The sequence below is a fragment of the Streptomyces sp. HUAS MG56 genome, from assembly GCF_058673395.1.
The window spans coordinates 7,504,055-7,517,070 of the sequence record NZ_CM178722.1; the positions used below are offsets into that span (position 1 = coordinate 7,504,055).

11 protein-coding genes are annotated in these 13,016 nt (G+C 72.1%); 9 read left to right on the top strand and 2 right to left on the bottom strand.

All coding sequences use genetic code 11. The features are described from left to right. Positions 1 to 110: 110 nt before the first annotated feature. Positions 111 to 1,580 (top strand): MFS transporter, encoded by a 1,470-nt coding sequence (locus AC4OXY_RS35220; RefSeq protein ID WP_356021653.1) that lies wholly within the window; start codon positions 111 to 113, stop codon positions 1,578 to 1,580. Positions 1,581 to 1,723: 143 nt separating this feature from the next. After that, positions 1,724 to 2,905 (top strand): cytochrome P450, encoded by a 1,182-nt coding sequence (locus AC4OXY_RS35225; protein ID WP_362821614.1) that lies wholly within the window; start codon positions 1,724 to 1,726, stop codon positions 2,903 to 2,905. Between the two features lie 82 nt (positions 2,906 to 2,987). On the opposite strand, the gene AC4OXY_RS35230 is transcribed toward AC4OXY_RS35225, so the two are convergent. Next, positions 2,988 to 3,869 carry a maleylpyruvate isomerase N-terminal domain-containing protein gene (locus AC4OXY_RS35230; RefSeq protein WP_362821613.1) on the bottom strand — a complete coding sequence of 294 codons (882 nt, stop codon included), beginning with the start codon at positions 3,867 to 3,869 and terminating at the stop codon, positions 2,988 to 2,990. A gap of 229 nt (positions 3,870 to 4,098) precedes the next feature. Between AC4OXY_RS35230 and AC4OXY_RS35235 the strand changes: the two genes are divergently transcribed. From AC4OXY_RS35235 to AC4OXY_RS35245, 3 genes are all read left to right on the top strand, one after another. After that, positions 4,099 to 5,061: a diacylglycerol/lipid kinase family protein gene (locus AC4OXY_RS35235; RefSeq protein WP_356021659.1), complete on the top strand. Its 963-nt coding sequence runs from the start codon at positions 4,099 to 4,101 to the stop codon at positions 5,059 to 5,061. Positions 5,062 to 5,110: 49 nt separating this feature from the next. Continuing rightward, a complete protein-coding gene (locus tag AC4OXY_RS35240; RefSeq protein ID WP_491991649.1) occupies positions 5,111 to 5,479 on the top strand; it encodes a nuclear transport factor 2 family protein in 369 nt (122 codons plus the stop codon). 95 nt (positions 5,480 to 5,574) lie between these two features. After that, a complete protein-coding gene (locus AC4OXY_RS35245; protein ID WP_356021663.1) occupies positions 5,575 to 7,143 on the top strand; it encodes an MmgE/PrpD family protein in 1,569 nt (522 codons plus the stop codon). A 23-nt stretch (positions 7,144 to 7,166) separates the two neighbouring features. Here AC4OXY_RS35245 and AC4OXY_RS35250 read toward each other — a convergent pair whose 3' ends face one another. Further along, a complete protein-coding gene (locus AC4OXY_RS35250; RefSeq protein WP_356021665.1) occupies positions 7,167 to 7,955 on the bottom strand; it encodes a GntR family transcriptional regulator in 789 nt (262 codons plus the stop codon). 313 nt (positions 7,956 to 8,268) lie between these two features. On the opposite strand from AC4OXY_RS35250, the gene AC4OXY_RS35255 reads away from it, so the two are divergent. From AC4OXY_RS35255 to AC4OXY_RS35270, 4 genes are all read left to right on the top strand, one after another. Then, positions 8,269 to 9,546, top strand: coding sequence for an extracellular solute-binding protein (locus AC4OXY_RS35255; RefSeq protein WP_356021667.1), 1,278 nt, complete (start codon positions 8,269 to 8,271; stop codon positions 9,544 to 9,546). A gap of 82 nt (positions 9,547 to 9,628) precedes the next feature. Then, entirely contained in the window at positions 9,629 to 10,627 is a 999-nt protein-coding gene (locus AC4OXY_RS35260; protein ID WP_362821612.1) for a carbohydrate ABC transporter permease, read from the top strand. Next, on the top strand, positions 10,624 to 11,454 hold the full coding sequence (locus tag AC4OXY_RS35265) for a carbohydrate ABC transporter permease (protein WP_362821611.1): 831 nt from the start codon (positions 10,624 to 10,626) through the stop codon (positions 11,452 to 11,454). The genes AC4OXY_RS35260 and AC4OXY_RS35265 overlap by 4 nt, the downstream gene beginning before the upstream one ends. 8 nt (positions 11,455 to 11,462) lie before the next feature. After that, positions 11,463 to 12,962 (top strand): glycoside hydrolase family 3 protein, encoded by a 1,500-nt coding sequence (locus AC4OXY_RS35270; RefSeq protein WP_491991650.1) that lies wholly within the window; start codon positions 11,463 to 11,465, stop codon positions 12,960 to 12,962. Positions 12,963 to 13,016 lie beyond the last annotated feature (54 nt).

Consider the following 13,016-nt stretch of genomic DNA (forward strand, 5'->3'; position numbering starts at 1 on the left):
AGTGCTCGGAAGGACTGCCGCACCGAGTGCCGTCCCGTGCCCCGACACGCCGTGCGGACACCCGCCGGCACGCCCCCCACCAGCACAGAAACGACCTAGGAGGGTCGTCCATGACCACCGAAGCGGAACTGACCGGCAGCGCGGCCTCGGCCGCCCCGCCACCGGACATCGAGGAGGGCGGAGGCAAGCCCGCCTGGGGTGCACTCCTGGTGGTGCTGGCCGGCCTCTTCATCGCCAACGTCGACTTCTTCATCGTCAACGTCGCCATCCCCTCGCTCCAACGCGACATGCACGCGACCAGCGCCGAGATCCAGCTGGTCGCCGCGACCTTCAACATCGGCCTGTCCGCCATGCTCATCACCGGCGGCCGGCTCGGCGACCTCTTCGGCCGCCGCAAGGTGTTCTCGATCGGCCTGGCCCTGTTCACGCTCTCCTCGCTGGCCTGCGGCATCGCCCCGAACATGGCCGAGCTGATCGTGGCGCGCGCGGTGCAGGGCGCCGCGGCGGCCCTCGTCATCCCGCAGGTGCTCGGCATCCTGACCACGGCCTACACGGGCAAGGCCCGGGTCGCCGCGTTCAACGCCTACGGCATCACGATGGGCGCCTCGGCCGTGTTCGGTCAGCTGATCGGCGGTCTGCTGATCAAGGCCGACATCTTCGGCTGGGACTGGCGGACCATCTTCCTGATCAACGCCCCGATCGGCGCCGTCGTCCTGCTGCTCACCCCGAAGACGGTGCCCGAGTCCCGGGCCGAGGGCCGCACCGGCCTCGACTGGACCGGCGTGATCCTGGTGACCGCCGGCCTCACCGCCATCGTGCTGCCGCTGGTCCAGGGCCGCGAGCAGGGCTGGCCGACCTGGACCTGGGAGTGCCTGATCGCGGCGGTGCCGCTGCTGGCCGCGTTCTGGTGGACCCAGCGTCGCAAGGCCGCCCGCGACAAGTCGCCGCTGGTCCACCCGAGCCTGTTCGAGGACCGGGCGTTCGGCGTGGGCGTGGTCTCCCTGCTGGTGTTCTTCGCCGCGATGGCCTCCTTCTTCCTGGTCCTCGCGCTCTACCTCCAGGAGGGCCGCGGGCTGTCCGCGCTCCGCTCCGGGCTGCTGTTCATCCCGCTCGGCCTCGGCTTCTTCATCGGCTCCGCGCAGTCGCCGAAGGTCGCGGCCAAGCTCGGCAGGCAGGTCCTGACCATCGGCGCGCTGATCCAGGCGGTCGGCAACGTGGCCCTCGCCGTGACCGCGTGGGAGCTGGACGGCAGCGGTTCCGTGGTCTGGTGCATTCCGGCCATGGTGGTCGCCGGCTTCGGCATGGGCTTCGTCATCGCCCCGCTCGCCTCCCTGGTCCTGGAAGGCGTGGCCCCGCACCACGCGGCCGCCGCCTCCGGGGTGTTCTCCACCGCACAGGAGATGGGCAACGCCATCGGCATCGCGGTGATCGGCGTCGTCTTCTTCGGCGTCGTCGGCCACGGCACCGGCGCCCACCCCTACGCCCACGCCTTCGGCACGAGCCTGCTGGTGCAGGCCGGGATCTGCGCGGTGGTGGCCGCCCTGGTCCAGCTGCTGCCCGGCCGGGCGAAGGCCTCCTGAGCCGGGCGAACAGCGCCGGCCACACCCGACGGGCACGCGGACACCACTCCGCGTGCCCGTCAGCCGTACATCAGAATCCGGTCAGCCCCCTTCGTCAACATGGCCGAAACATCGCCGTTCCTGCCACACCGCCGGAGGACTCCATGTCTGAACTCCCCGCCTGGCCCATGCCCCGCTCCTGCCCCTACACACCGCCCGACGCCTACGCGGAGCTGAGAGAACGACCCCCGCTGCGCGTGCGGATCCGCGGCGGTGAGGCCTGGCTGGTGACCCGGCACGCGGACGTCCGCCAGGTGCTGGGCGACCACCGGTTCAGCGCCGACGACCAGCAGCCCGGCTTCCCCATCCGGATCCAGCTGCCGCCCGAACCCGGCGTGATGTCCTTCAGCCGCATGGACGACCCCGAGCACGGCCGGCTGCGCCGGATGGCGCTGACCGAGTTCACCGCCCGCCGCACCCGCGCCCTGCGCCCCGAGGTCGAACTGCTCGTCGCGCGGCTGCTGGACGAGGTCGAACAGGGCCCCAACCCGGTGGACCTGGTGCGGAGCTTCGCGCTCCGGCTGCCCTCGCTGGTGATCGCCCGGATGCTCGGCGTCCCTGAGCAGGACGAGGCGGACTTCACCGAGCAGAGCCAGGTCATCCTCTCCCAGGAGGCCGGCCCCGAGGAGACGTACGCCGCCTTCGTCGAGATGACGCGGTTCCTGGACCGCCTGGCCGCGCAGCGCACCGCCGAGCCGCGCGACGACCTGATCAGCCGCCTGGCCACGCGGTACGTGGCGGCCGGCGAGCTGACGCACGCGGACCTCGTCGCGATGGCCCGCTTCTTCCTCGTCGCCGGGCACGAGACCACCGCCCACCAGATCAGCCTCAGCGTCCTGAGCCTGCTGCGCGACCCGGCCCAACTGGCCGAACTCCGCGCCGATCCCGCCCTGTACCGGCCGGCGGTCGAGGAGCTGCTGCGCTACTGGTCCATCTCGCAGGACAACCAGGTCCGCGCGGCCGTGGACGACGTCGAGCTGAGCGGGGCGACGATCCGCAAGGGGGACGGTGTGATCGTCGCGATCCCCGCCGCCAACCACGACGAGTCGGTCTACCCCGGCGCCGGCCGCGTCGACATCCGCCGTAACGCCTCGGGCCACCTCGCCTTCGGCTTCGGCGCGCACCTGTGCCCCGGTGCCTCGCTGGCCCGGATGGAGCTGGAGGTGTGCCTGAGCGCCCTCTTCGCCCGCTTCCCCACGCTGCGCCTGGCCGTGCCGCCCGAGGAGGTCCGCTTCCGCGAGAACACGATCGTCTACGGCCTGGAGGAACTGCCCGTCACCTGGTGACGCCCGCCGACGCCGAAGGACCCGGGTCCGCCGAGGGAGAGCTCGGCGGACCCGGGTCCTTCGCCGTACCGGTGACCGGGGCTCAGGAGACGGCGTGGCTCAGCCAGAAGTCCAGCAGCTCACGATCGCCGCGGACCGTCACCCGCGGGCTCCCCGGCCGCAGCCGCCCCTTGACCACCAGCAGCAGATCCGCGGGCGCGGCGACCACGGTGGCGTCCGCCCGCGTGCCGGCCGGGATCTCCCGGGTCACCTCGACGCCCCCCGCGGCGCAGGTGACCAGCCAGCTCGACGGGCCGTACGCCGACTCCCGCGTCGAGCGGAAGCACAGCGTCTGTCCGCCGCGGGGCACCTCGGCGAACAGCGGCGACAGGAACGGCCTCGCCTCGGGCACCCCGAAGGCGGCCAGACAGAAGTCCACGCAGTCCAGCGCGACCTCCGCGGCCGGTGTGAACGGCAGACCGGCCATGCCGTACACATCGGCCCGGTGCACGGCCGTCTCGAACACCGCCCAGCGCGGCCAGAACTCCTTGTTCTGCCTGCCGTGCGGGGCCCACACCGGCACCTCGGGGCCCACCCCGTCGATCGCCTCGACGAGCCGGTCCGCGCCCTCGACGACGAACCGTGCGCGCAGCTCCGGGTCGGCGAGCCGGCCCTCCAGCGCCCCGCCCCGGGCACCGAGCTCGGCCACCCGCTCGGTCCAGCTCCTGTCCTCGTCCGGGGCGCCGGACAGGTCGCCGCCGGGCAGGATGAACTCGGTGCTGCGCGTGGCCAGGATCGTGGTCGCCCAGTCGTGGCCCTGGCGCACATGCCGGACCAGGTCGCCCAGCGTCCACCCCGGGCAGGCCGGGACGGGCTCGGACAGCGGTATCGCCCGGGCGGCCCCGGCGAACCGGGCCGCCTCACGGCGCAGTTCGGCGGTGTACCTGCCGGGGGGCAGGGCCGCCGGACGGGTCGGCGCGGTCATGGGCATCACTCCTTTCGCGGTGTATGCGGAAATCGGTGCGTCGCGGCGAGAGTTGCCGCCAACGCACCGATTCGTCCATTCGAGACCCCGGACCTGACCGGACACTGACGCGACCGGTGCCGCCCGGAGCGGTGTCAGCCGCGCGTCAGCGCCGGATCAGCCGTGCTTGGCAGAGTCGTGGATGGCCGGTCCACCGCCGGTGCGTCCGACGGGAAGGAGCACGCCCGACATGGCAGAGACCGCAGCCCCGGCCCCCACCCGGGCACTCGTCCTGGGCAACCCCGCCTCCGGCAGCCACTCGCCCGAACTGGTCGAGGAGGTACGCCAGTTGTGCGCCTCCTGCCTGGAGCACACCGAGGTGCACCTCACCACCGGACCGGGCGATGCCACGGCCGCCGTGCGCCGGGCCCTGGGGCGGCCGGCCGACGCCGCCCCGGGCGCGCCCGACCTGATCGTCGTCATCGGCGGGGACGGCACCGTCCGCGAGGCCGTACAGGGACTCGTGCCCACCGCCACGCACGCCGCCCTCGCGGTCGTGCCCGGCGGCACCGGCAACTCCGGCTACAAGATGCTGTGGGGCGAGCGGCCCTGGAGCGAGTCGCTGAAGGCGATCCTGACCGACACCGGCGTCGGCGGCAGCGTCCGGCTGCGCCGCCTCGACCTGGCCCGTCTCGCCGAGACCCGCAACTACGTGTACCTCGGCGCCTGTTCGGGCGTGATCGCCGACGCGCTGCTCACCGCCAGGGAGCTGCCGCTCAGGGGCCGGGAGCGCTACGCCCGCGCCTACGCCGACACGGCCGCCGGCTACCCGCCGTACCCGGGCCGGGTGACGGTCGACGGCCGGGTGGTGCACGAGGGCCCCACGGTCCTCGCCAACGTCGGCGGGGGCCGCTACCGCGGCGGCCGGTTCCTGGTGCTGCCCGACTCGCTGCTGGACGACGGACTGCTGGACGTCTGTGTCATCGGCGGCGGCGTCCCGGCGGACCAGGTGCCCGAACTGACCCTGAACGCCGCCCACATGGACCATCCGGCGACCGTCTACGCCCGCGGGCGCACGATCACCGTCGAGCGCACCGACGGCCGCCGCCTCCCGCTGGAGCACGACGGCGAGTACCAGCCCGGAATCGGCAGCGCGGCCACCTTCGAGGTGCTCCCCGGAGCCCTCCCGGTGTGGGCGCCCGCCACCCCCTGAACCACCTGTCCGAGAACCGAAATTGCACACCACGAAGGAGATCGCCCGCATGAGCGACCTGACCACCACCGTCACCCGCTACCTCGACATCTGGAACGAGGCGGACGCCGACAAGCGCGCCGCGGCCATCGCCGAGCTGTTCACCGCCGACGCCCCGTACATCGACCCGCTCGCCGCGGTCGAGGGCCACGAGGGCTTCGGGGCCGTGGTGGCCGGTGCCCGCGAGCAGTTCCAGGGCCTCGCCTTCGAACTGCACGGCACCGTCGACGCCCACCACAACCAGGCCCGCTTCCAGTGGGGCCTGGTGACCGAGCCGGGCGCCGAGCCGGTCGCCATCGGCTTCGACGTCCTCGTCACCGACGACACCGGCCGGATCAAGGGCGTCTACGGCTTCCTCGACAAGGTCCCGGCCGCGTAACACCGCCCACGCACGTCCGACCCTGCGGGAGCACCGGGACCGTCGGTGCTCCCGCAGCCGTGTCCCCCCCTCGACGCACGGAAGGTGTATCCGCCATGACCGCCGTCCTCGCGGAGAGCGTCGCCCGGGCGCTGTGCGCCGACTGGGGCGAGCCGTACGGCAGCCCGTCCCGGGCCGGCCGCCGCCGCGCCCCCGCCGACACCCCGCTGCGCGAACTCTCGCACTGGGCCGCGACGCTGCGCCCGAGCGACATCCCGTGCCGGGTCCTGAAACTGGCCGCGAGCCAGGTGCTCTCCCAGGTCGCCTCCATCCGCGCCGGCCTGCAACACCCGCTCGGCAGACGGCTGGTGGCCGCCTTCGGGCACCCCATGCAGCGCGATCCGCGCCAGGCGGCCGGGGTGTTCGCCGCGCTCGGCTCCTGGCTCAACCTGGACGACACCGCGTACGCCGGGCACCTGTCGAACTCCACGGTCGCCGTGCCGCTCGCCTTCGCCTACGCCCGCCGGCTGGACGGGCTGTCGCTGCTGACCGCGGTGGTCGCGGCCAACGAGTGCGCGGCCCGGATCACCGCCTCCGCGACCCTCGGTCCGCTGCGCGGCCAGAGCGCCGTGCACACCCACCTCGCCGGGGCGGTCGCCGGACGGCTGCACTGCGACCGGGCCCCGGCGACGCTCTTCGAGAACGCCTTCGGACTGGCCTTCGCGATGCCCAACTGGCCGCTGATGCGCGCCTTCCTCGCCAGCGACGCCCGGCTGTTCAACACCTTCACCCCGGTGCGCACCGCGATGGACGCCTGCGACGCCGCGTACGCGGGGCTGCGCGGGGCGCCCGACATCATCGAGCACAGCGACGGCTTCCTCGCCCGGTTCGCGACCGTGCCGCTGCCGCAGGCCGTGGCCAAGGGGCTCGGCCGCCGCTGGCACACGGACACCCTCTCGTTCAAGATGCACCCGGGCGGCCCCGGCATCGACGCCGCCGTGGACTGCGCGGCCGAGATCCACAGGGAACTCGGCGCACTGCGGCCGCAGGACGTGGCCGAGGTCGTCGTCGAGGCCTCCCTGTACACCCTGTTCGCGGGGGAGCGGGCCGCCCGCTACGTCACCGGCCCCGGCTCCCCGCTGGGCGCGCTGGTCCTCGACGTGCCGTACCCCGTCGCGACCACGCTGCTCACCGGCGGCTTCGGCGTGGACGACTTCTCCTCGCCGCACCTCGACGACCCCGACCGCTGGGCGCTGGCCAAGCGGATCCAACTGCGCCACGACACCGACATGACCCGCGAACTCTTCCTGTCCGACGCGCCGTTCGGCGAGGCGGTGCGCGAGGCCGGCGAGCTGGCCGTGCCCTGGCTGCGCGGCTTCGGCGGGGACGAACTGGTCGACCTGGTGGGCGCGTTGGAGGCCGACGGCCGGGACTTCTCCCGCTCCACCAAGGCGACCGGCGCCCGGGTCACCGTACGGCTGACGGACGGCCGTACGCTCTCGCGCACCCGGCTGATCCCGGTCGGCGCGGCCGGCCCCGAGACCCGGGCGGCCCACTCCGACCTGGTGCGCGAGAAGTTCCTGTCGGTGGGCGGCGCCCAGGAGGTCGCCGACACCGTGGACCGTCTGCACCGCATGCGCCCGCGCGCGGTACGCCGCTGGATCGAGACGGCGTTCCTGGACTGACGGCCGGTGGTTCCGCGGCCGCCTCAGGAGCGCCGTAGGACCGTCGTCTCCTCCGCCGGACGGCTCAGCGCGGCGACGAACTTGTACCGCGACCCCCGGTACACCGAGCGCACCCACTCCACCGGGGTGCCCTGCGCGTCCCGGGAATGCCGGGACAGCAGCAGCATCGGCAGCCCCACGTCCGTGGCGAGCAACTGCGCCTCGCGCGGGGTCGACAGCGAGGTCTCGATGGTCTCGTCGGCCTCGGCGAGACGGACGCCGTACACCTCGGCGAGCGCCGTGTAGAGCGAGGGCCGGTCCGCGAGCGTGCGGCGCAGTCCGGGGAAGCGCCGGGCGGACAGATGGGTCGTCTCGATCGCCATCGGGGCGCCGCTCGCCAGCCGCAGCCGCTCGATGCGCAGCACCCGCTCGCCGAGCCCGATGCCGAGCAGCCCCGCGAGCTGTTCGTCCGCCGGGATCTCCCCGATGTCCAGCATCCGCGAGGCCGGGGTGAGTCCCTGGGCGCGCATGTCCTCGGTGTGCGAGGTCAGCCGGAGCGTGCGGTACAGCTTGGGCTGGGCGACGAAGGTGCCCTTGCCCTGGATCCGGTCGAGGCGGCCCTCGCCCACGAGTTCCGTGAGCGCCTGCCGGATCGTGGTGCGTGAGGTGTCGAACCGGACGGCCAGCAGCCGTTCCGCGGGCATGGCCGAGCCGGGCTGCAACGCCTCGGTCATGGCGAGGAGTTGCTGCTTGATCCGGTAGTACTTCGGCACGCGCGCGGTGCGGCCGGGCGCCCCTTCGTACGGCTGGGCGCTGCTGACGTCGGTGGTCATGCCTGCCTTCCCGGCTGTGTCGACGGTCTCCCGTTATAGCGGTCGACTGCCCTATGGTCTAGTCCAACGGTCCGGTGTCGCGGAGGGCCGGGACGAAGGGGGCGGATGCGGACGGACGCCCTCCGGTGACGTTCTCGTAACGGCCGGAATCGGCTTCCCGGACCACCCTTGACACCCCGAAAGGTCTAGGCCAAGCTCCACCCTACTGGTCTACACCATTAGTGGCCAGGTCCCGAGCCCTGTGTGCACCAGCGTCGTACGCAGATCACCGCCGAGGGCGTGGGGGGCAAGTGGCATCCCTGAGGAGGGTGGCGTGAAGCGCAAGCTCGCTGCCGCGATCACGATCGCGGGCATGATGGTCTCCGTTGCGGCGTGTGGCGGGAACGGCAAGGACGACTCCAAGGACGCGGGACCGAGCAGCTGGAAGGGCCAGACGCTCACCGTCTGGACCATGGACGGCTCGGCGCCGCCGCAGTGGACCAAGGACGTACAGGCCGCCTTCGAGAAGCAGACCGGCGCCAAGGTGAACTTCCAGATCCAGAAGTGGGACGGGATCCAGCAGAAGATCACCACCGCCCTCTCCGAGAACACCCCGCCGGACGTCCTGGAGGTCGGCAACACCCAGACCCCCGCCTACGCGGCCACCGGCGGCCTCGCCGACCTCGCCGACGTCAAGAAGGAGATAGGCGCCGACTGGACGCCGTCGGTCTCGCAGTCCTCCGTCTACGAAGGCAAGCAGTACGCCGCCCCCTGGTACTTCGCCAACCGCGTCGTCATCTACAACAAGGCGATCTGGGCCAAGGCGGGCATCACCACCACCCCGAAGACCCGCGACGAGTTCTTCAAGGACCTGGAGGCCATCGGCAAGAAGACCGACGCCGAGCCCCTCTACCTGCCCGGCCAGAACTGGTACTTCCTCGACGGCCTCATCATCGGCCAGGGCGGCGAGCTGGTCACCAAGCAGGGCGGCAAGTACGTCTCCAACCTCGCCGACCCCAAGGTCGCCGCGGCCATGGAGCTCTACAAGAAGTACGCCTCCTACTCCAAGGCCCCCAAGGACAAGGACGAGGCGACCCCGCAGCAGGCCCAGGTCTTCGCCAAGGGCAAGACCGGCGCGTTCATCGGCATGGGCTGGGAGGCCGCCACCGCCATTCAGGCCAACAAGGCCATCGAGAAGGACCTCGGCTACTTCACCATCCCGGGCGCCAGTGCCGACAAGCCCGAGGGTGTCTTCCTCGGCGGCTCCAACCTGGCCGTCGCCCAGAACAGCAAGCACCAGTCCCTGGCCAAGGAGTTCCTGAAGGTCGCCCTGTCCGACCAGTACGAGGGCGAACTGGCCAAGCTCAGCGGCATCGTGCCGAACAAGGCGTCCCTGGCGAGCAACGTCAAGGGCAACCCCGCCGCCGAGGCCGCCGCCCCCGCCGCGGCCGGCGGTGGCACCACCCCGCTCATCCCCGAGTGGGCCGCGGTGGAGAACACCCCGAACCCGATCAAGTCGTACATGACCTCGGTCCTGAACGGCAAGGACCCCGCGGCGGCCGCCAAGGACGTCGAGTCCGAGATCAACAAGCGCCTGGCCCAGCAGAACTGAGCAGTCCCGGGGGCGCCCGCACCCGGCGCCCCCGGCGCAGTCGTTCGTACGGCCGGTTCGGCCACGGAAGAGATGACAACTCATGTCAGTGCAGACCGAAGGCACGGACACGGCCGGGGAGCCCGCTGTCCGCAAGGCCCGGACGGCCGGGCCGCCGACGGGTGAGGACCGCGGCTCCCGGTCCCCGTCCCGCCGCGGCGCCGCCGCCCCCTATCTGCTCCTGCTGCCGGCGCTGCTGGCCACCCTGGTCCTGCTCGGCTGGCCCCTGGTGAAGAACGGCATGTTGTCGTTCCAGAACCTCAACCCGCGCCAGCTCATCCAGCACCTCACCGAGTGGAACGGGACCGACAACTACAAAGAGGTCCTGACCGGTTCGGACTTCTGGCACGTCGTCGAGCGCTCGGTGGTCTTCACCGCGATCAATGTCGTCCTGATCATGGTGCTCGGCACCCTGACCGGACTGCTGCTCGCCCGCCTCGGCAAGCGGATGCGGCTGCTGCTCCTGATCGGCCTCGTCCTCGCCTGGGCCATGCCGATCCTCGCGGCCACCACCGTCTACCAGTGGCTGTTCGCCCAGCGCTTCGGCGTCGTCAACTGGGTGCTGGACAAGCTGGGCTGGCACTCCATGGCCGGCTACAACTGGTTCGGCACCCAGACCTCCACCTTCTCCGTGATCATCCTGCTGATCGTCTGGCAGTCGATCCCCTTCGTGGCGATCAACCTCTACGCCGCCACCACCACGATCCCCGGGGAGCTGTACGAGGCCGCGTCCCTGGACGGCGCCGGCGCCTGGAAGAGCTTCACCTCGGTGACCTTCCCGTTCCTGCGGCCCTTCCTCTACTCCACGACCTTCCTCGAAGTCATCTGGGTCTTCAAGGCGTTCGCGCAGGTCTTCGCGATCAACGAGGGCGGCCCCGACCACCTCACCGAGACCCTGCCGATCTACGCCTTCGTCCAGGGCGTCGGCAACCAGCACTTCGGCGTCGGCGCGGCCATCTCCTTCCTGACCGTCCTGGTGCTGCTCGTCCTGACCTCGTACTACCTGCGCATGGTCCTCAAGCAAGAGGAGGACGAGCTGTGAAGCGCTCGCTCTTCGGCCGTATCTGGCCCAACGCGACCGCCGTCGTCCTCTTCGCCGGCCTCGTGTTCCCCGTCTACTGGATGTTCGCCACGGCCTTCAAACCGACCGGCGACATCATCTCCGAGAACCCCGTGTGGTTCCCGACGCACCTCACCTTCAGCCACTTCCAGAAGGCCGTCGACGCGGACAACTTCTGGACGCTGGTCGGCAACTCCGTGACGGTGACCGTCTGTTCGGTGCTGATCTCCCTCGTCATCGCCCTGTTCGCCGCCTTCGCCCTCGCCCGGCTGCGGTTCAAGGGCCGGCGCGCCTTCATCGTGACGTTCATGCTGGCGCAGATGGCCCCCTGGGAGGTCATGATCATCGCCATCTACATGATCGTCCGCGACGCCGACATGCTGGACAGCCTCGTCCCGCTGACGGCCTTCTACACCGTCATGGTGCTGCCCCTGACCGTCCTGACGCTGCGCGGCTACGTCGCCGCCGTGCCGAAGGAGCTGGAGGAGTCCGCGATGGTCGACGGCTGCACCCGCACCCAGGCCTTCGTCAAGGTCATCTTCCCGCTGCTCGCGCCCGGTCTGATGGCGACCTCGCTGTTCGGCTTCATCACCGCCTGGAACGAGTTCCCGCTCGTCCTGATCCTCAACAAGGCCAACGACAAGCAGACCCTGCCGCTGTGGCTGTCGCAGTTCCAGACCGCCTTCGGCGACGACTGGGGCGCCACCATGGCCGCCTCGTCCCTGTTCGCGCTGCCCATCCTGATCCTCTTCATCTTCCTGCAACGCAAGGCTGTCAGCGGTCTGACCGACGGCGCCGTGAAGGGATGACCCCGCCGATGACCACACTCGCCACCGGCCCTGACACCCTCACCCGGGACGCCCTCGCGGTGCTGCAACCGGGGTTCGACGGCACCACCGCGCCCGACTGGGTGCGCCGCCGCCTCGGCGAGGGCCTCGCCTCCGTCGCCCTGTTCGGCCGCAACGTCGTCACCGAGGAACAGGTCACCGCGCTCACCGGGCAACTGCGCGCCGAACGGGACGACCTGCTCGTCGCCATCGACGAGGAGAGCGGCGACGTCACCCGCCTCGACGTGCGCACCGGCTCCTCCTTCCCCGGCAACCACGCCCTCGGCGCCGTCGACGACCCCGACCTCACCCGGGCCGTCTCCCGCGAGCTCGGCCGGCGCCTCGCCGCCTGCGGCGTCAACTTCGACTGGGCGCCCTCCGCCGACGTCAACGCCAACGCCGACAACCCCGTCATCGGCGTGCGCTCCTTCGGCGCGAGCACCGGCCTGGTCGCCCGGCACACCGCCGCCTGGGTCGAGGGCCTGCAGTCCACCGGCGTCGCCGCCTGCACCAAGCACTTCCCCGGCCACGGCGACACCAACGTCGACTCCCACCACGCCGTACCCCGCATCGACGTCGACGCCGAGACCCTGTACGCCCGCGAACTGCCCCCGTTCCGCGCGGCCATCGCCGCCGGCACCCGCGCGATCATGAGCGCGCACATCCTCGTCCCGGCCCTCGACCCCGACCGGCCGGGCACCCTCTCCTCGCGCATCCTCACCGACCTGCTGCGCGACGAACTCGGCTACCGGGGCCTGATCGTCACCGACGGCATGGAGATGCGCGCGATCTCCGGCACCTACGGCCTGGAGCACGGCGTCGTCCTCGCCATCGCGGCCGGCGCCGACGCCATCTGCGTCGGCGGCGGCCTGTGCGACGAGGGCACCGTCCTCGGCCTGCGGGACGCGCTCGTGGCCGCCGTGCGCTCCGGCGAACTGCCCGAGGAACGGCTCGCCGACGCCGCCGCCCGGGTGCGCGACCTCGCCCGCTGGACCGCCGAGGCCCGCACGGCCGGACCGGCCACCGCACCCGACCCCGCGATCGGCCTGATCGCCGCCCGCCGCGCGCTGCGCGTGACCCGCACCGGCGCCGTCGCACCGCTCGACACCCCGGTGCACGTCGCCCAGTTCGAGCCCGCCCGCAACATCGCCGTCGGCGACCAGACCCCCTGGGGCCCGGCGACCGAACTGCGCCGCCTGCTGCCCGGCTCCACCACCGGCACCACCACCGGCTCCCGCACCGGCGACGACGCCGCCGCGCAGGTCCTCGCCGCCGCCGACGGCCGCCGCATCGTCGCCGTCGTCCGCGACGAACACCGGCACCCCTGGATGGGCGCCGCCCTCGACACCCTGCTCGCCGCCCGCCCCGACACGATCGTCGTGGAGATGGGCCTGCCCCAGGCCGCCCCCCGCGGCGCCCTGCACATCGCCACCTACGGCGCCGCCCGCGTCTGCGGCGTGGCGGCGGCCGAGGCCGTCGTCGCCGGCTGACCGAAGCGGCCACCGCCGGCCGCCCGCACCCCCGCGGGCGGCCCGCTCGATCGT